This is a genomic window from Urbifossiella limnaea (genome assembly GCF_007747215.1).
Lineage (GTDB): Bacteria > Planctomycetota > Planctomycetia > Gemmatales > Gemmataceae > Urbifossiella > Urbifossiella limnaea.
In genome coordinates this window covers 2,152,846-2,171,574 of record NZ_CP036273.1, presented here as the reverse complement: position 1 = coordinate 2,171,574, position 18,729 = coordinate 2,152,846, and the positions used below count along the sequence as shown (strand labels likewise).

At 67.0% G+C, this 18,729-nt stretch carries 16 protein-coding genes and 1 pseudogene; 9 read left to right on the top strand and 8 right to left on the bottom strand.

The genetic code is table 11. From position 1 onward, the window contains the following. The first annotated feature begins 71 nt into the window (after nt 1-71). Nucleotides 72-992, top strand: a complete 921-nt coding sequence (locus tag ETAA1_RS08620) for a sialidase family protein (RefSeq protein ID WP_145236376.1) — start codon at nt 72-74, stop codon at nt 990-992. 87 nt (nt 993-1,079) lie between these two features. Here ETAA1_RS08620 and ETAA1_RS08615 read toward each other — a convergent pair whose 3' ends face one another. The 3 genes from ETAA1_RS08615 to ppk2 form a co-directional block, all read right to left on the bottom strand. Then, nucleotides 1,080-2,321 (bottom strand): ABA4-like family protein, encoded by a 1,242-nt coding sequence (locus ETAA1_RS08615; RefSeq protein ID WP_145236373.1) that lies wholly within the window; start codon nt 2,319-2,321, stop codon nt 1,080-1,082. A gap of 159 nt (nt 2,322-2,480) precedes the next feature. Next, nucleotides 2,481-3,500, bottom strand: a complete 1,020-nt coding sequence (locus tag ETAA1_RS08610) for an ornithine cyclodeaminase family protein (RefSeq protein ID WP_145236370.1) — start codon at nt 3,498-3,500, stop codon at nt 2,481-2,483. Nucleotides 3,501-3,582: 82 nt separating this feature from the next. Continuing rightward, on the bottom strand, nt 3,583-4,740 hold the full coding sequence (gene ppk2, locus ETAA1_RS08605) for a polyphosphate kinase 2 (protein WP_145236367.1): 1,158 nt from the start codon (nt 4,738-4,740) through the stop codon (nt 3,583-3,585). Nucleotides 4,741-5,110: 370 nt separating this feature from the next. Here ppk2 and ETAA1_RS33790 point away from each other — a divergent pair. Next, nucleotides 5,111-5,341, top strand: a pseudogene (locus tag ETAA1_RS33790) (CNNM domain-containing protein); the annotation flags it as partial. A gap of 35 nt (nt 5,342-5,376) precedes the next feature. Here ETAA1_RS33790 and tnpC read toward each other — a convergent pair. Beyond that, nucleotides 5,377-6,360: an IS66 family transposase gene (gene tnpC, locus ETAA1_RS08595; protein WP_261342010.1), complete on the bottom strand. Its 984-nt coding sequence runs from the start codon at nt 6,358-6,360 to the stop codon at nt 5,377-5,379. Between the two features lie 787 nt (nt 6,361-7,147). Between tnpC and ETAA1_RS08590 the strand changes: the two genes are divergently transcribed. From ETAA1_RS08590 to istB, 3 genes are read left to right on the top strand one after another with little or no spacing between them, the layout of a single operon-like run. Beyond that, nucleotides 7,148-8,065 carry a ParB/RepB/Spo0J family partition protein gene (locus ETAA1_RS08590; protein WP_145236361.1) on the top strand — a complete coding sequence of 306 codons (918 nt, stop codon included), beginning with the start codon at nt 7,148-7,150 and terminating at the stop codon, nt 8,063-8,065. Next, nucleotides 8,062-9,642, top strand: a complete 1,581-nt coding sequence (gene istA / locus ETAA1_RS08585; RefSeq protein WP_145236359.1) for an IS21 family transposase — start codon at nt 8,062-8,064, stop codon at nt 9,640-9,642. Before ETAA1_RS08590 ends, istA begins: the two co-directional genes overlap by 4 nt. Further along, complete coding sequence (gene istB, locus ETAA1_RS08580) at nt 9,581-10,390, top strand: IS21-like element helper ATPase IstB (protein WP_202920767.1); 810 nt, start codon at nt 9,581-9,583, stop codon at nt 10,388-10,390. The genes istA and istB overlap by 62 nt, the downstream gene beginning before the upstream one ends. Before the next feature lie 64 nt (nt 10,391-10,454). Here istB and ETAA1_RS08575 read toward each other — a convergent pair whose 3' ends face one another. From ETAA1_RS08575 to tnpA, 3 genes are read right to left on the bottom strand one after another with little or no spacing between them, the layout of a single operon-like run. Continuing rightward, a complete protein-coding gene (locus ETAA1_RS08575; protein WP_202920766.1) occupies nt 10,455-11,207 on the bottom strand; it encodes an IS66 family transposase in 753 nt (250 codons plus the stop codon). Between the two features lie 57 nt (nt 11,208-11,264). Then, the gene (gene tnpB / locus ETAA1_RS08570; RefSeq protein WP_145236349.1) at nt 11,265-11,540 is read right to left on the bottom strand and encodes an IS66 family insertion sequence element accessory protein TnpB; all 276 of its coding nucleotides are present in this window, start codon (nt 11,538-11,540) and stop codon (nt 11,265-11,267) included. 45 nt (nt 11,541-11,585) lie between these two features. Further along, nucleotides 11,586-11,930: an IS66 family insertion sequence element accessory protein TnpA gene (gene tnpA, locus ETAA1_RS08565; RefSeq protein ID WP_145236345.1), complete on the bottom strand. Its 345-nt coding sequence runs from the start codon at nt 11,928-11,930 to the stop codon at nt 11,586-11,588. Nucleotides 11,931-12,004: 74 nt separating this feature from the next. Here tnpA and ETAA1_RS08560 point away from each other — a divergent pair, with 74 nt between their 5' ends. Then, nucleotides 12,005-12,544: a hypothetical protein gene (locus ETAA1_RS08560; RefSeq protein ID WP_145236342.1), complete on the top strand. Its 540-nt coding sequence runs from the start codon at nt 12,005-12,007 to the stop codon at nt 12,542-12,544. A 145-nt stretch (nt 12,545-12,689) separates the two neighbouring features. Then, on the top strand, nt 12,690-13,007 hold the full coding sequence (locus ETAA1_RS08555; protein WP_145236339.1) for a hypothetical protein: 318 nt from the start codon (nt 12,690-12,692) through the stop codon (nt 13,005-13,007). Nucleotides 13,008-13,119: 112 nt separating this feature from the next. On the opposite strand, the gene ETAA1_RS08550 is transcribed toward ETAA1_RS08555, so the two are convergent. Next, complete coding sequence (locus ETAA1_RS08550; protein ID WP_145236337.1) at nt 13,120-13,839, bottom strand: YebC/PmpR family DNA-binding transcriptional regulator; 720 nt, start codon at nt 13,837-13,839, stop codon at nt 13,120-13,122. Nucleotides 13,840-14,335: 496 nt separating this feature from the next. Between ETAA1_RS08550 and ETAA1_RS08545 the strand changes: the two genes are divergently transcribed. Next, complete coding sequence (locus ETAA1_RS08545) at nt 14,336-15,259, top strand: quinone oxidoreductase family protein (protein WP_390621236.1); 924 nt, start codon at nt 14,336-14,338, stop codon at nt 15,257-15,259. A gap of 484 nt (nt 15,260-15,743) precedes the next feature. Then, complete coding sequence (locus ETAA1_RS08540) at nt 15,744-18,710, top strand: DUF2341 domain-containing protein (RefSeq protein ID WP_145236334.1); 2,967 nt, start codon at nt 15,744-15,746, stop codon at nt 18,708-18,710. The last annotated feature ends 19 nt before the right edge of the window (nt 18,711-18,729 follow it).

Sequence of the window (18,729 nt, the reverse complement as noted above, 5' to 3'; positions counted from 1 at the left end):
GATACGGTGGCCGTGGTGCCGATGGTTCGGGTACACTGCTGGGGCGATGAACCCTCCTCCGGGGGCTGGAAATGGCAGTTCGACCGATCCTGGTCCTCTCTCTCGCCTGCGTCGTGAATGCGGCGGCTCAACCGAAGGACGATCCCGCTCCGAAGGGAAAGGGCGGCATCTCGGCGAAGCCGGTCGGCTTCAAGCTCCAACTCGACGTCGTCAGCGACGGGTACGACGGCAAGACGTGCTGGTTCCACCCGCGGGCCGGGGCCATCCCGGGAGCGACGCCGACGGTCGTCCTGACGATGCAGAAGTGGGACATCAAGGCGAGCGACCTGTTCCTGCCGGTGCAGTCGCAGGAGTCGAAGAACCTCGGCAAGTCGTGGACGCCCGTCGTCGAGCACGCCGACACCCTCGGACGGCGGCCCGAGGCGAACGGGGTCGTGGTCGGCGTCTGCGACTTCACCCCGAAGTGGCACGCGGCGTCGAAGACGCTTCTCGGCACCGGGCACACGGTGCGGTACAAGGACGACAAACTCATCCCCGTGCGCCCGCGTGAAGCGGTCTGGTCGGCGTACGACCCGGCGAAGAAGACGTGGTCGAAGTGGGACATCCTCAAGATGCCCGACGATCCGAAGTGGTGGAACTCGGGGGCGGGCAGCACGCAGCGGGTGGACCTGGAGAACGGCGACGTCCTGCTGCCGCTCTACGCCAAGCCCCGCGACGCCAAGGCGTACTTCACGACGGTCGCCCGCTGCCGCTTCGATGGCAAGGAACTAAAGTTCGAGGAGCGTACGCGTCCGGTGAATTCGCCCCAGTGGCAGATAGTCCATCTGCGCCAGCAAATTGTTGAACACCGGGCTGCGATCAAGGATCTCGAAACAAGAATAGCGGTGCAGAGACAACGACGAGGGGAAGCAACTGCCGGACCCGGTTCTCCGTCAGCGGTTCGAGATCGATTTCGAGGAAGCAACCGAAACCCTCTTCGAGCGTCTCCGTAAGTTACTCCCACGCGAGTGTCAACGGATGCTTCGCAACCAGTATCGGATGGTTCCTGCCATCGGTCGGCTTATAATCGAGATTCTCCGTCAACCGGGCAGCACGGGATGCCCCGCGAGAGCTTGGAGGAACAGGCCGATAACGATGATCGAATACCAGCAGGCGAAGCCGATCACCACCGCCCTGCCACGATAGAGCCCTGCGACGAGAAACCCTACGATCGCCATAACTTGCTGGGCGTGAAGTCCCATGAAGTGGGGAACCCTCAAATCTCCCACTGTCCGTGACCAGCCGACTAGGGGTAGGATCGAACCGCCGGCAGGAGCCGTCCCCACGAAATGTCCGGCGCCGACCGACATCACAACTCCGCTCGTGGCCCCGAGGGCGAACGTTAAGATCAGGCCGAGCACAACTGCCAACCGATAGGTCGGGTGGGTATGCTTCGCATCGCTCCGTGCGATACCCCAAGCGAGGATAGGCCCGGTCGCGGCGAGGGTGATCGCGGCGATTCCCATCAGGCCATACAGGGTACCAGCCAGGGGCGTCGATGTGTTGAAATGCGAGGCCTCTCCTCGTGACGCCCGCCAGATGATGTAAACCAACTCAAAGAGGGTTGTTGCGATCGAGCCCCAGACCACGAAGCGGCCCGACGCCGACCTGCGGAAAGCTTCATTGGTCATCGGCATGAAGAAGCCGAGCGTTGCCAAGAATAGGCCTGTGGATACCAAAAACTTCAGGGGCTTGATCCAGACGTTTACCTCTCCCAGGGTGCGGTCATCAATCATTGCAGCGACAGCGATCGGGATGATCATCGCGAAGCACATGAAGGCAGACGCCATCAGTCGTGGCTCACGTCCGGCGAGACTGCTCAAGGTCCGTTTGAATTGCCAGTGTTCCGTTATCTGCCCAGGTCGGGTCGCCCCAATTCGCCCGGCGGCCCCAACAATCAGCGAAGCCAAATAACCCATCGGGCCGAAAAGAAAAGTCAGGATCAAGATCGGGATTACCACTAAGTGCGGAATTCCCTCATGCCGTGATTTTCGGGCAATCCAAGCGCCAATCATGAGGTCGAACGCCAGGTAGTGAAGCCATCCCGCGAGGAGCGCCCCCCGGGTCTGAAATAGAGAGTGGACTTCATCAAGTGAGCCGAACCCTCCTTGACCGCGACTCCACCACACGCCGATCAGAGCCGAGTAGGCCACCGAGAGAAGGGCCGGTGCTACGACTGTCGACACGGCCTGGGCCACTCCTCGCCACCGGGGCAAGAAAATGAGGAGCCCCCAACTCGCCATCGCTAACAAGTTGCCGGCCGTGAATAACGTGTCGATCACGATCTCTCACCCACGTTGAATGCCGCTTGCGGAGACTTATGGCACCACGCCACAGGTCCGCCCCCCTGTTCGCCCGAGGTCGCACCAAACAAGTGCGATGAAACACGGCCGTTAGATTAAATATTTCAACAGGGACGTGATTCTGTGACTTTCGAGGTTTCAAGCCAGCCCGAACTTTTGACCCACTCCGATTTCGATCGCTTTCCTGTATGTCAGATGCCCGAGGGCGACATCGCAGATGGCCATCCCAATTGGAATCGCGACGATACGTTCCGTGTCCGATGATCGCGCCGGCTTGCGTTTGGTGACAACCTCTCCGATCGTCGCATAGATCTCGGGCAAACCGCCCGGGAATTCCGGATCGGGCTGACCGTCTTCCGTGAGGCGAGTCCGGCCTAGTTTGTCGAAGTACTCAGCCAGCGGTATGTCATCGACGATGAACTTGTCCGCACTGTGCAAGGCTTCCGCGGTGTACGCGCATCCCCCTTCAATGCCGACTGCAAAGGCTCCGGGCAGGAACCACTCGGGCCGGACCAGCTGCTCATCGCCGTTGGTGCAGGTCGAAATCACGTCGGCGCCGTCGAAGCAACTCCGATTGTCCTCGCAGATCTTGATCTCGCCGGTGAAATACTTTCCGGCACGCTCCTTCAAATCATGCATCGCGGCGGGGCGGATATCCCGGAGTCGAACTTCGCGAATTGTGGGGATCTGGTCGAGGATGAACCGGAGGTGCATCGTTCCTTCAAACCCGCATCCCGCGAGTGCGAGTGTTGCGGCCCCCGGTCTTGCGCACTCGCGGGCGATGATGGCGCTGACCGCCGCGGTTCGCAGACCGGTCAGATACCCGCACTCCATCACCGCCAGCGGGACGCCGGTCGCCGTGTCGTTGTAGACCTGCAAGCCGGTAACGTTGGGCAAGTCGCGCTGGTAGTTCTTGGCGAAACCGGCGACCCACTTCAATCCGCAGGCTCCCAGTTGTTTCAGATAGGCAGGCATCGCGTGGATGAAGTTCGCAGGGTCCGTACCCGTGGGATGCACACCGATCTTCGGATGCATTTCGTAGGTGCCTGCCGCGTGCTCGGTCAACGCCTGCTCGACAGCCTCGACAACCTGTTGTGGCGTCAACTCCAGGGCGAGAATGTCGGTTCGAGATAGCAAAAGAACTTCGATCGGTTTCATGTGCGGTACTTTCGGGTGGGATGCGAGGTCGGGGCTCGTTGCCACGTGCCGTTGATCTCTTCGCGCGAGAGCGGTGATCCGTTCAGTCGCCGTTCGCGCCACCCAGAGCGAGTGTGTCGTGAGTCGCGGACGAGAGGCCGGGTCGGCCGACCAGCAGCGGATCGACCGGGCCGATCCGTTTCGCGTCCCGCTTGTCGTACCGCAACCGATGCAGCACGTATCGCATGGCGTTCAGCCTCGCCCGCTTCTTGCAGTCCGACTTGATCACCGTCCAGGGGGCGTCCGGCGTGTCGGTGTGCAGGAACATGGTCTCCTTCGCTTCCGTATACTCTTTCCACTTATCGAGCGAGGCGAGGTCGATGGGGCTAAGTTTCCACTGCTTGAGCGGGTGGATCTGCCGCTCCTTGAATCGCCGCCGCTGTTCCTCGCGGCTGACCGAGAACCAGAACTTGAAAAGGTGCAACCCGCTCCGGACCAGTTGCCGCTCGAACTCCGGAGCCTGGCGGAGAAACTCGCTGTACTCAGCGTCGGAGCAGAAGCCCATCACCCGCTCGACCCCGGCGCGATTGTACCAACTTCGATCAAAGAGGACGATCTCTCCGCGGGTAGGCAGGTTCTGGATGTACCGTTGGAAGTACCACTGTCCTCGTTCGTTCTCCGTCGGCTTCTCCAACGCAACCACCCGCGCGCCGCGGGGGTTGAGATGCTCCATGAGCCGCTTGATCGCGCCGCCTTTGCCGGCGGCGTCGCGACCCTCGAACAGGATGACCACTCGCTGGCCCGTTTCCTTGACCCACGCCTGCAGCTTGAGCAATTCCACTTGGAGGTAGTACTTCTGCCGCTCATAGGCTTTTCGAGACAGCAGGTTCTTGTACGGGTAGCCGCCGTCCCGCCATCGGCGGGAAAGTTCGCGATCGGGGTCGTGGTCCTCGTCCAGCTCGGCGTGTGTCGGTGCCCAGAGCAGTTTCTTGAGGGCCTTGCGTTCGTCCGGGGCGGCCCCCTCCAACAGCACCCGCAGACTGGAAATCGCCTCCCCGCCTGGCTCCCCCTTGCCGTGGCGAGCGAGAATGTCTCGCAAGGTGAGTTCGTTCCCGGTCTGGGACCGCAAGGTGCCGCGGTCGATGGCCTCGTGTTCGGCTTCGGCGGGCGTCAGGTGTTCCAGCGTGTCGCCGTCCTCGACGGGGCGAGCCGTGGTGGGGAGGCTCACGGTACTATTGCGAGTGGACGAGCTGTCTGACATCGTTGTGCTCCAGCGGCAGTGACCGGTGCCTCACGTCGGACTCACGGGGCGAGTGGCATCCGCCTTCGGCTAAAGAGGATATTGTAGTCTTGAATCGTTGGAGGAGATCCGATTCGTCTCGAAATCCGCGCCCTATTTCATAGCCGCTCATGGGGTGGAAACCCACGATTTCAAGGGTTCTTCACCGACAGTGCTGTGCCATCCATTGAATTTTTGCTTGTCGCTCTGACGGTCCTGGAGGTGTGACTGACGACCTGCGGGAGGGCCAGCCGAAGACGCGGCGGTGACTTGTGTGTGCCAATCACATGATTGGCCGAAACGCTCGTGAATCGGGTAACAGACCTTCGTTCCGGATTCGTGTCAACTCGGCATGGCTGACGATCCACTCGCTGGCGACGCCGGGGCGGAATGGCGACTGGCCCCGGAATACAGGGCCTGGTTCGACCTGTCGCTGGGGACTTCGGAGCTTTTGGCGGTCACGACGGTCGTCGTGCCGCTGACCGACGTGACCATCATTTTCGGGGAGCTGATCCCGAAGGTGTTCGCCCTGCGGAACAGGGAATGGGTCTGCCTCAAGTTGTCGCCCGCGATGAAGTGGTTCGTGTGCGTCGTGTTCGGGCGAGCGGAGTTAAGAACTCAGTGGCTGGCGGGCAGGTGCTGCTTGGCCCAGGCGTCGGGCAACAGATGCGTCACGTCGGCCGGTTTGGCGGTCAGTTGCGTCAACACGTCGGTGAGGTACGCCCATGGGTCCAACGTATGCCTCTTCGCCGATGCGCACAGGCTCATCAGCACCGAGGCACTCGTCAGCCCACCGTCACCGCCCACGAACAGCCAGTTCTTCCGTCCGATCGCCAGCGGTCGCACCGTGCGTTCGGCCACGTTGTTATCGATGGTGAACCGGGCATCGTTCAGATACCGGCCCAGCGTCGGCCACAGATTGAGCGCATACGACACGGCCTGGCCGAAGGGGCTTTTCGGCAACGCCGTGCGTTGTTCCGCGTCCAACCACGCACCCAACTTCCGCAGGATCGGCCCGGCTCGCGTTTGCCGCCGCGACACCACGGCATCGCCCGTAAGCTTCTCGTCACGGATCTCCTGTTCGACGGCGTAGAGCGTGCGGATGTACGCCAGGGCTTCGCTCGCCTTGGCCGCGTTGTTCGTCCGGGCTTCCACGAACTTGCGTCGCACGTGAGCCCAGCAGCCCAAATGTCGCGAGCCGGATCCGTGGATGGGATTGTACCCGGCGTAGCCGTCGGCATGCACGAACCCCGCGTACCCACTCAGGAACGCAGCGGGGTACTCTTCGCCGCGACCGGGCGTGAAGTCGAACAGCGTGTACGGGTTGGCCGCGTCACCGAGGTACAGCCAGGCATACGCGGTGCGTCGGGGTTGCAGGAGTCTGACCGGGCTCTCGTCGGTGTGGATCGCGAACGACGCCTTCAGCCGCACGATCATGGCCCGGTAGACTGTCGGCAGCGGCTTAAGACCGGGCCATTTTCGCGGTGTGGCCCGGGCCAGGGCGCGCTCGGCTGATCGCGGTGTGGCCCGAGCCAGGGCGCGGGAGTGGGCGTGTCGTTCGCGGGGACGGGTGGGCCGGGCGGTGTGGTAGTCTGGAAGCACTTCGTGATGTGAACTGGATCCACCCGCAAGAAGTCGCCTCGGAGCCAGGCGTCAACCTGGCTCCGAGACTTGACCGTCGGGGACAAGCCTCCCTGAAGGCCCGTGTCATTTCACTGTTCGACACCGCTTCGGCCAGAGCCGGGGCGTCGTTCTCGGGTTCGCCGGTGCCTGCTCAAGGGGTGCGAGCAGGCGTTTGTGCCGTCGCGTCCGCAGTCGCGGTACTGCCGCGAGGCGTGTGCGCGGTCGGCGCAGCAGTGGCGGCGGTGGCGGGCCAGTCGTCGGTATCGGGTGAGCGAGTCGGGTCGGGAGCGGCGGCGGGCGCAGCACGTTCGGTATCGTCTGCGACGACAGGAGCGAGCGGCGGCGATGGAACCTGCCGTTGTTGTGACGGCGACCACGGCGGCGTGCGAGGGCCAGCGCCCGGCGGAAATCCCGGACGATTTTGAGGCGTGCTCGTGTCATCGGCCGGGGTGCCACGTGGAGTTCGCGGTCCGGTCCGAGGGTTCGAGCCGTCGCTTCTGCAGTGTGGCGTGCCGGCTGGCGTTACGTCGCGTCCTGGATCGGGAATCGCGCTGGCGCTGGCGTCGCCGGCGTGGGCGGCCGCGTCGAGTGACGGGGCGTTGGCACTCGCCGGACACGTCGTGAGTCACGTCTTTGGCCCTGGAGTCGACTTCACCCGGCGTCTACAGTCCCACGACCCCACGGAGGAAGGAGCGGACGCGTCGGAAGACCCTTCCGTCCGTCCGCTTCCGTTCTTCGGGCGGGGTCGTTCGGGGAGGGTCCGCGCATGGACTGGGAGCACGGCGTGGTGCGGCCGGTGGCGTTCGACCGACTGGGTCAACGCTACCGCCGCTACCGCCTGGCCGATCCGCTCGCGGAAGAGGCGATGGCCGGTTCGCTGCGTCGCTGGGGTCAGTTGTCGCCGGTCGTGGCGTGCGTCCGCGGCGACGGCCTGGAGTTGCTCGACGGCTTCAAGCGCCTGGCGGCGGCGCGGCAGGTGGCGGGATCGACGAGTCTGAGCGTGCGGGTGGTGGAGCTGGACGAGCCGCTGGCGAAGGCGGCGATCCTGGGTCTGAATCGCGGCCAGCGTGCGGCGCGGGAGCTGGAGGAAGCGTGGGTCGTGCAGGGGCTCGTCCGCGACGACGGGTTGACGCAGGTCGAAGCGGCGCACCTGCTGGGTCAGCACAAGAGCTGGGTGTGCCGGCGGCTGGCGTTGCTGGAGCGGCTGAGCGAAGCGGTGGTGGAGGACCTGCGGCTGGGGCTGCTCGGCCCGGCGCTGGCGCGGCAGCTGGTGCGGTTGCCCGCGGGCAACCAGGAGGCGGTGCTGGCGTTGACCCGCCGTGCGTCGCTGACGGCGCAGGAAGTCGGCGGCGTCATCGACCTGCTTCACGGCGCGAGCCCGGAGCAGGCGGCGTTCGTGCTGGCGAAGCCGCGGGAGGCGTTGCGGCAGGTGAACGGCGTGCCGACGGCGCTGCGCGACCCGCGGCTGAGCCGGGCCGGCAACTGGCTCGTCAAGCACCTGACCCAGGCCGCGGACGTGCTGACCCGTCTGGAGCAGTGGCTCGTCTCGCCGGGCGAACGCGAACTGGCCGACCGCGATCGTCGGATCGTGGAGCCGGTGCTGCTGCACCTGGGGGATCAGGCGAGCCGCGTGGCGGAACGGGTGCTCGGTCCGGCAGTGCTGCGGGAAGGGAGGCGGCCATGAACGAGGCCACGCGGCTGGAGATCGTGCAGCGGCATCAGCAGGGCGCGTCGGCGCGGTCGATCGCGCGTTCGCTGGGGATCTCACGCGGCACCGTCGATCGCGTGCTGGCCCGGGTCGAAGCCGCCCGCACGGGCTCGACCGGTCCCGGCGATCCGCCGCCGCGTCGCGGCAGTCGCCTCGACGCGTACGAGCCGATCCTGAAGGAACTGCTCGACCGCTACCCGAACCTGACCGTGGAACGCGCCCTGCAGGAGTTGCGGGCACGCGGCTTCGCGGGCGGGTACACGATCGTCCGCCTGCGGGTGAAGCGACTCCGTCCGCGGGCCACGCCGCCGCCCGTGCCGCGCTTCGAGACGGGACCGGGCGACCAGGCCCAGATGGACCACGGCGTCTACGACCTCGACTTCACCCGCGAAGGCCGCCGCCGCGTCTACCTGTTCAGCTACCTGCTCGGCTACTCCCGCCGCCAGTACCTCCGCTTCGTCGAGTCGACGGACCTGCCGACCACGCTCCGCGAGCACGCGAACGCCTTCCGCCACCTCGGCGGCATCGCCCGCACGTGCCTGTACGACAACTTCAAGGCGGTGGTGTTGCGGCACGACGCCGAGGGGCCGCTGTACAACCCGAAGTTCCTGGCCTTCGCCACGCACTACGGCTTCCGACCCCGGGCCTGCCGCGTGCGACGGCCCCAAACGAAGGGGAAGGTCGAGAGGAAATTCCACTACGTCGAAATGAGTTTGCTCAACGGCCGCACCTTCGAGACGCTCGACCACCTCAACGAAGTCACGGCCGAGTGGCTGGCGACCGTCGCCGATGTGCACGTGATGCGCGACTTCCAGGAGTCGCCGCGCGACCGCCACGAGCGCGAACGTCCGCACCTGCTGCCGCTCCCCACCCGCGACTTCGACACCGCTCTGGTGGTCTATCGCCACGTCAACGTCGAGGGCTTCCTCACGCACCGATTGAACCACTACTCGGTGCCGTGGTCGTTCATCGGCCAGGTCCTGCCGGTCCGCATCGCCGACGGCGAGGTCATCGTCTACTCGGTCGGTCTGGAGGAGGTCGCCCGCCACCCCCTGGTGCCGGCCACGCGCAGCGGCGTGCGGCAGTCGATCCAGAGCCATCATCCGACCGGCGATCCCGAGGAGCGGACGCGACTGTTGCGGCAACGCTTCGCGGACCTCGGCCCGGTCGGCACCGCGTTCCTCGACGGCCTGCTCGCCCGGCAGATCCAGGGCAAGTTGCAGGCCCAGCACCTGCTCGCCCTGGCCGCGCAGTACACGCGGGACGACGTGCGTGCCGCCCTCGACCGCGCCGTCCGCTTCGGCGCCTTCTCGCTCGCCGCCGTCCGCCGCATCCTCGCCGCCCGGGCTCGACCCCGGCCCCGGCTCGACGAACTCGCCGAACTCCACCGCGATTCGCTCGATCCCACCCTGCGCGACGATGTCATCGGGCCGCGGTCCACCCGCGACTATCAACACCTGCTCGCGTCCGACGAGCCCGAGGAACCCGGCGATGACACCCCGCCCGAAGACCGCCCCGAAGACGACGCCGGCCGCGACCCCGGGCCGGCGTGACCAGATCCTCGCCGACTTCGCGACCCTGCGCATCCCCGTGACCGCCGAGCAACTCGACGCGGCCTTGCAGCAGGCGCAGGATGCCGGCCTCTCGCACCTCGACTTCCTGCACCGCTTGCTCGCCGACCAGGCCGGACTCCGCCGCGAGCGTCGCATCGAGCGACTCGTCCAGCAGGCCCGCTTCCGCGAAGCCCTGCCGCTGTCCACCTTCGACTGGACCTTCAACCCCGCCATCCCCCGCGTGCAGATCGAGGCCCTGGCCCAGGGCGACTTCATCCGCCGCAAGCAGAACGTCGTCTTCGTCGGGCAGTCGGGGCTCGGGAAGAGTCGGCTCATCCAGAGCATCGGCCTGGCCGCGTGCCTGCTCGAACAGGCGGTCTACTACACCACCAGCGGCGACCTCCTCGAAGACCTCACCGCCGCGATGGCCGATCAGACCATCCACGACCGCGTCCGCTTCTACGCCCGCTTCCCGCTGTTGATCATCGACGAGTTCGGCTTCGACCGCATCGAACGCAGCCTCTGCCCGCAGGCGGCGAGCCTGTGGTACAAGATCATCGACGCCCGCAGCCAGCAGCGTTCCACCGCCCTGATCACCAACATCGACTTCGGCGACTGGGCCGAGTACCTCGGCGACGCGCCGCTGGCGATGGCGTTGCTGGACCGCGTCGTCGACGGCGCGACCATCGTGAAGCTGAAGGGCCAGTCCTACCGCGTCCACCGCCCCGACAAGCCCGCCGCGAAATGACCGTCCGCTCGCTCCGCCCGGCAACTCCGACTGGCCCGCCTCCGACCGCGAAAGTGGCCCTGTTTCAAACCGCGATCGACAGGTAGACCGGATCCAACAGCGTTGCGCACGCCGCGACCAGATCGCACAAGCGGGTGCGACACACCGGCCAACCGTGCCGCGCGAAGATCGACTCCTGGCGGTACAGCGGCAGGTGAACGACGCACTTCGACACGATCACCTGGGCGAGCAGTCCGGCCCCGATGCCCGACCTGGGCACCGGTTCGGGAGGGAACGCCGGGGCCGCGAACTGCGGATCGCGCGCCGCCTGCTCGCAACTTCGGCACGCATACGTGGGCTGCGCAATCTCGCGAACGAAGACCGACGACGGGGTGTAATCGAGACGTTCGCGGATCGTCTCGCCGATGCGGATGCGCACCCCGGCACAACAGGGGCACACCTTCTCGGCCTCGCTCAGGTCGATCTCTTCGCGTCGTCGCGGTAGGTTCGCCGGGTTCGCTTTGCGCCCGTGCCCTTTCCGCTTGGGCACCGACACGTCCGGTTCGGGAATCACCGGCGCGACCGGCGGCGGCGCGGGGTCGTCCGGCCCATCGCCGGGGAGGTCGTCGAAGAGGGTCGGACCTTCGATCCGTTCGCTCTTGCGACCGAAGTGCATCTTCACGAGTTTGGCGATGTGGTCTTGCTGCTTCTCGACGGTGCCGCGGAGTTCGGCAACCAGCGTGAGGAGTTCCTCGACTTGGGCGCGGAGGCGTGCGTTCTCCGCGCGCTGCTGAGCGAGTTGCTCGCCGGGCGTGAGGAGTTCGGGTTCGGATGACACCGCCATGTCAAGCAAGACGCGCGACGCGCCCGAACCTATCACGTCCGTCGAGAATAATTACACCGGTTTCTGGAACCGGGTGCGGGTGCGGGTGTTGGCCCACTCGACGCCCCCCAAGATCATGGCCAGTTGCGTGGTCGTGGCGGTGGGGAAGGCGAAGGTTCCCTTTTCGAGCCGGCGCAGGTACAGGGCGAACCCATCGCCCATCCAGGCGAGGATCTTGAGCTTGTCGCCGCGTCGGTTCTTGAAGACGAAGAGGTCGCCGGAAGCGGGATCGCGTCCGAGTGTGGTGCGGACGACGCCCGCGAGTCCGTCAATCCCCTTGCGCCGCATCTTGCGGCTCGACGGCGACGTAGATGACGCCGGTGGTGCCCATGGTCAGCATGGTGTCGCTCCCAGGGCCTGAACCAAGTAGGCCAGTTGCCGGGCATCAGCGGACAGTGGCACGCGGAGTTGGACACCGGAGGGAAGGATCACCTCGATGACGGCATCGGGGATCACGCGGATGGGCACGAAGGACGGAATCGGCAGGGGGTCGGGTTCGGATCGGGGCCGGGTCGTGGACGGCCGGTCGAGATCGTCGAGGATCTTCCGCCAGCGGTAGAAGCTCGACAGGTTGAGTTCACGCGAGCGGCAGAACGCGGCCACCGAGAGGCCGGAACTGCGCCACATGGCGAAGGTCGTTCGCCAGCGTTCGACGAGATGAGTATCAGGCACGGTCATCATGGGGCTCCTGCGGGCGAGGAAAACCCCAGACTAACTCACTCCACAAGACGCCACTTCACCGGACGCTATCCGTGGAGCACGGGCCGGAACTCTCGGTTGACATCGACCGCGGGCTCTACGAGCCGTCTGTGGCACTGTTCCAGGGGAAGTTCTACCTCACGATGCGGAACGATCGGGCGAGTTACATCGCGGTCGGCGACGACGGGCTGAAGTTCGGCGAGCCGAAGAAGTGGACCTTCGACGACGGCACCGACCTGGGCAGTTACAACACGCAGCAGCACTGGGTCACGCACTCGGACGGCCTGTTCCTGGTCTACACCCGCCGCGGGGCCATGAACGACAACGTGATCCGCCACCGCGCCCCGCTCTTCATGGCCCGGGTCGATCCGCAGAAACTCGTCGTCCTCAAGGCGACCGAAAAGGAACTGGTCCCCAACAAGGGGGCGCAACTCGGCAACTTCGCGGTGGTGGACGTGAGCGAGAACGAGACGTGGGTGACGACGTCCGAGGGGATGTCCCCGCGGGGCTCGGAGAAGTACGGCGCGAACGGGCGGGTGTACGCCGCCCGCATCCTGTGGGACCAGCCGAACAAGGCGTGGGACAAGCACTGATCCCCGCTCGGGTCGAAGTATGCCCGCCGATGGCTCACGCCCCGTCGGTAGCCCACCCGAGCCCCCACCCGTGGCTGACGAGCTGCACCCAGCGCCACGCCCCGTCCGCCGCCCTGGACCGGGTCGATTTCACCGGAGCCCCGCGATGACCCAACCGACGTTCCCGGACGGCCCCCCGGTTCCGCTCCTGGTCGAGGGTGTGATCGACGCGGATACGCTCCGCCGACTCTTCCTGGATTTGTCCGTCGCGGCAAGAATCATCTCCCTCCGGGAGAAGGGAGGCCCGGCCGACTACGCCTCCGCCAACGAGCCCACCCTGGTGGAGGCTCTCCAGCGATTGCTGTCCGGGGCGTCGCGAGCGACCCAGGTCCAGTACCTGTTCGCCGAAGTCGAGTGGACCGACACCGTCCTGGCAACAGCAGCCGGATATCGTGTCGTCCGCTGCCGGCACGAACCGGGATAATCCGGTATTCCTGTTGCCCAGTGGTTGCCTGCTTCGGTCACCTCGCCCGGTTTGGCCAACGCGGTGTGTCGGACGTGTGTCGGACCGGAGTACACAAGCCTGACGTTAAGAACTACGGGCGGGTGACGTTGTGGTAGACTTCCTGCACGTCGTCACACTCGTTCAGCATCCCCAAGAACTTCTCGAACGCGGCCAACTCGTCCCCGCCCAGGACATTTGCCTCCTTCGGGAAGAAGGTGATCTCCTGGACGTCGAACTCGAGGCCGGGGAAGGCCTCGCGCAGGGCGGTCTTGGCCTTGTAGAACTCGGCGGGGGGCGCGAAGACGGTGATCGTGCCGTCCTGGCTCTCGACCTCCTCGACGGCAACGCCCGCCGCGAACACGGCCTCCAGCACCTGCTCCTCGCTCGCCCCGCCGAACGACATCACCGCCAAGTGGTCGAACAGCATCGCCACCGACCCGCCGGCCGACATCTTGGCTCCGGTCTTGGTGAAGCAACTGCGGACGTCGGAGATCGTGCGCGTGGGGTTGTCTGTCAGGCAGTCGACGACGACGAGCGCGCCGCCGGGGCCGACCCCCTCGTACCGCGCCGGCTGGTAGTTCTCGCCGCCCGCCCCCGAGGCCTTCTGAATCGCCTTGTCGATCACGTGGCTCGGGACGTTCTCCTTCTTGGCCCGCTCGACGATGGCGCGCAGGACCGGGTTGGCGCCCGGGTCGGGCACGCCGTTCTTGGCCGCCATGTACAGCTGCTTGCTGTACTTGGAGTACAGCTTCGAGTTCTGTGCGGCGGTCTTGAAGATGGAGTACTTGCGCTTCTCGAAGATTCGTCCCATCCGGTGCCTCCCTCTCTAGCCGTCCAAATGAAGCCGGGGTCTGGATGGCCCCGATCGGTCTGCAAGTGCCGAATGACGAGCGTTTTCCTGCCGCCGCGGTCGTGCCTTCCGTCCCGACCGATCTCCGGGCGAACGCGCCGGCCCCGTTCCGCGTTCGCCCGGGTTCGCCCCCGTCGCCGAGTTGGCGACGGTGCGGTGTGGTCGCCGCGGGCCGCTCGGTCGGCCTCCTTCCGGCGGGACTCGATCGCCACCGCCGGCGGGTTCGCAGGGATCAGGGACTCGCGGGAGTTGAAGTGATTCTACGGCATTCAGGCTGGGCTGCGTCTCCAGTCTCAGTAGTGCCTTCGGTCACCTCGCCCGAGGGCGGTTGGTGGGGGATCGGTCGTCGCCGCCGGGTGGCTAAGTTTCGGTCGGCCGACCCAGCCCGCGACCGCCCGTGGGTAGGCCGACGGACGCCGCCCGGGTGGTTGAGGCCCCCCGGTACGGGTCGCGCGACATGCGGCCACCCGCTCCCGCACGACGCACGACCCTTCCGACCCTCGCCTGCGACCGACCTCCCGGTGGGCGTCGTCGGAGTGGCCGGGGGCCGACCCCGCACGACGCTTCCGACTCTCGCCCCTCCGCCGGGACCCCGCGGCGGACGTGGACGGCGGCCGTTGGCCCAGGCGTCACCGTGGTCAAGCCGGGCGACCGGGTCGCTTACGCGGGCGGGCCGCCGGGGTCGTACTCGGAGGCCCGGCTTGTCCCGGCGCACATCCTGGTGCCGATCCCCGCAGGGGTGGACGACACGAGCGCCGCGGCGGTGATGCTCAAGGGGATGACGGCCCAGTACCTGATCTGCCGCACCTACCCGGTCAGGGCGGGCGAGGCGGTGCTGTTCCACGCGGCTGCCGGCGGGGTCGGGCTCATCGCCTGCCAGTGGCTGAAGGCCCTCGGGGCGACCGTCATCGGCACCGTCGGGTCGGACGCGAAGGCGGCGGTCGCCTGCGCCCACGGCTGCGACCACGTGATCGTCTCCACGAAGGAGGGCGTCGCGAAGAGGGTGAAGGAGATCACGGGCGGGGCGGGCGTGCCGGTGGTGTACGACTCGGTCGGGAAGGACACGTTCCTCTCCTCCCTCGACTGCCTGAGGCCGCTCGGGCTGATGGTCAGCTTCGGCAACTCGTCCGGGAAGGTGACCCCGTTCGACCTCGGCATCCTGGCGCAGAAGGGGTCGCTGTACCTCACCCGCCCGACGCTGGCGACGTACACGGCGACGCGGGCTGACCTGGAGGCGACCGCGAGGGACGTGTTCGACGTGATCCGCGAGGGAAGGGTAAAGGTCGAGGTCCGGCACACCTACCCGCTGAGGGAGGCGGCACAGGTACACCGTGACCTGGAGGGCTGCAAGACGGTCGGGTCGGTCGTCATGCTCCCGTGACGGGGCGGTACGGCGGCCGCAGTCGGCCCGCGGGCATCAAGCGAAGCCGTGCTTCTGGAACCACTCCGGCGGGTTCTTCCACCCTTCTCCGGCCGGTCGCGGAGCCGCAGGCTCCCGAACCGGGCGCCCTCGCGCGGGAACTCTTGTACTCCGCCCAACCGGGTTCGGCAGGGCGACTGTCCCGCCCACCACCGAGCACTGGCTCGGGGCCGCCGCCGACCTCCGCATCGGGTTCGATGCGGCTCGCGAACCCGGCCCGCACCCGGCTCGACGCCGATCTATTCTCGGGCCACCTGGTCGTGTTCACCCCCGCCGGCCGCGCCCACAGCGGCGGGTCCGAGATGTTGGTCTGGGACGAGCCACCGATCTTCCGACGGCGAACCACTTCGCCGGCGGGGCAAACCTCGACCGCTGGTCACGGCCACCAATTCCTCGCACAACATCCGCTCCGACCGCGGCCGAGTCAACCGGAGGAAGAACCACAGTGAAAGCGCCCCTCGCCCTGGGCCCTCTGCTGCTGCTGACCCTCGCCGGACCGGCGTCCGCTGCGTACCAGGGCTGGGCGCACGCGGGGTCGGTGGTCGTGCTCACCACGCCCGACGGGGCCGACCTTCCCGCGACCGCGACGGTCCGGGGGTTCCCACTCCTGATCCGCCTGCACAAGGACTTTTTCGACTTTGCCCAAACAAAGACCGGGGGGGAAGACCTTCGGTTCTCGGCGGCCGACGGGACGCCCCTCGCCTACCAGATCGAGGAGTGGGACGCGGCGAAGGGCGTCGCCAGCGTGTGGGTGCGGGTGCCCGAGATCCGCGGCAACGCCCGGCAGGAAATCAAGCTCCACTGGGGCAAGGCCGACGCCAGGAGCGAGGCGAGCGGCAAGGCCGTCTTCAACGAGTCGAACGGCTTCCTCAGCGTCTGGCACATGAGCGGCCCGGTCGCGGACGACGTCGGCACGCTCGCATCGAAGGACACCGGCACGACCCCGGCCGCCGGCGTGATCGGCCCGGCTCGCCACTTCCCCGGCCGCAAGGGGGTGTTCGGGGGCGACAAGATCGCCGACTACCCCACGGGGTCGAGCCCGCACACCACCGAGGCGTGGTTCCGCCCCGAGACGCCCAACTCGTTCGTCCTCGCGTGGGGGAACGAGCACGGGCAGGGGAAGGTGGTGATGCACTACCGCAGCCCGCCGCACGTGCGGATGGAGTGCTACTTCTCGGGCGCGGACGTCGCCGGGAAGAGTTCGATCCCCCGGGGGGAGTGGGTCCACGTCGTCCACACGTACGAGAAGGGCAACTCCCGAGTCTACGTGAACGGCGCCCTCGACGGCGTGACGATGACTCCGTCGGCGCCGCTGGCGATCAAGAGCCCGGCCCGGCTGTGGCTCGGCGGCTGGTACGACAACTACACGTTCACCGGCGACATCGACGAGGTGCGGGTGTCGAAGGTGGCCCGCTCCGCCGAGTGGATCCGGCTTCAGTACGAGAACCAGAAGCCGTTCCAGACGCTCGTCGGCCCGGTGGTGCGGCCGGGGCGGGCGTTCTCCGTGACGCCGACGCAGATAGCCGTCGCCGAGGGGGGCCGCGCGACCGTCACCGCCGAGATCGGCGGCGCGGAGAAGTTGTACTGGGTGCTCAAACGCGGCGGACGCGAACAGGTGGTGGCGGTCGATCGGCTTGCGTACACGTTCGACGCCGGCCGGGTCGTCGGCGACCAGACGGCGACACTCCAGTTGAAAGCCGTCTACCCGGACAGCGTGAAGACGAAGGATATCCCGGTCACGATCACGGAAGCGATCCCCGAGCCGGTCTTCACGCTCCGCGCGCCGGCGACGTGGGACGGGCGCGCCACCATCGAAGTCGTCGCCGAGGTCGCCAACCTCGACGCGATGCGCGCGGCGGGCGCCGGCGAGTTGACCACCACCTGGAACGCCGGCGACATCGCCGTCATCAAGGAGGTCGCGCCCGGGAAACTGATGCTGACACGCGCCCAGAACAGCGGCCCGCTGACGGTCACGGCGACGGTGAGCAACGGCGGCGCGCCGACGACGCGCACCGCCACCATCGCCGTCCGCGAGCCGGCGACCGACCCGTGGGTGCGGCGCGTGCCGGCGAAGGAGGAGAAGCCCGAGGAGAATCAGTTCTACGCCCGCGACGACGGCGGCGAGGGGACGTTGCACTACAACGGCACGCTCGACGCGCCCGCCGACGCGGTGTTCCTCCGACTCTACGCCGACGACCGCCTGGTGAAGACCGAGACCGGCGCCCCCGCGGCCGACAAGTCGTACGCGCTCTCGACCAGGCTAAGGGCGGGGCTGGTGAAGTATCGCGTCGAGTTCGGCACGAAGACCGGCAACCGGGAGACCGTGCGCCACGCCGTGGGCAACCTCGTGTGCGGGGACGCATTCGTCATCACCGGCCAGTCGAACGCCGTCGCCACCGACTTCGGCAAGGACGACCCGGCGTTCCGTAGCGACTGGATTCGTACCTTCGGCACCATGTCCGGGAACCCGAAGGCGGCGGCCGCTTGGGGGAAGGCCGTTCACCGCGGTCGCGACGGCGAGACGTTTCAGATCGGATACTGGGGAATGGAACTCGGCCGGCGGCTGGTCGAGGAACACAAGGTGCCGGTGTGCATCCTGAACGGCGCCGTCGGCGGGACGCGCATCGACCAGCACCAGCGCCGCGCCGCCGACCCGGAAGACCTCACGACCCTCTACGGCCGCCTCCTGTGGCGGGTGAAGCAGGCGAAGCTCACGCACGGGATCCGCGCCGTGCTGTGGCACCAGGGGGAGAACGACCAGGGGGCCGACGGCCCGACCGGCGGGTATGGCTACGAGACGTACCGGCAGTACTTCATCGACCTGGCCGCGGCGTGGAAGCAGGACTTCCCCAACGTGCGGCACTACTACGTGTTCCAGATCTGGCCGAAGTCGTGTTCGATGGGGATCAACGGCTCCGACAACCGCCTCCGCGAGGTGCAGCGGACGCTGCCCACGGCGTTCTCGAACCTGAGCGTGATGTCCACCCTCGGCATCAACCCGCCCGGCGGCTGCCACTTCCCCGCCGCCGGGTACGCCGAGTTCGCCAGACTCATCACCCCGCTCGTCGAGCGCGACTTCTACGGTAAGAAGTCGGCCGTACCGATCACGCCGCCGAACCTGCGCGGCGCGCGGTACGTCGCCGCCGACGAAGTGGTGCTGGAGTTCGACCAGCCGGTACGCTGGGACGCGGCGCTGGCCGGCGAGTTCACCATGGACGGCGAGAAGGGGAAGGTCGCGTCCGGCGCGGTTGCCGGTAACCGGCTGACGCTGAAGCTCGCCTCGCCGTCGCAGGCAAGGCACATCACCTACCTCGACAGCAAGGCGTGGAGCCAGGCCCGGCTGCTGCGGGGTGCGAACGGTCTCGCGGCGCTCACCTTCTGCGAGGTGCCGATCGAAGCCCCGCGGCCGTAGCCGGTCGCTCCCCCCGTAC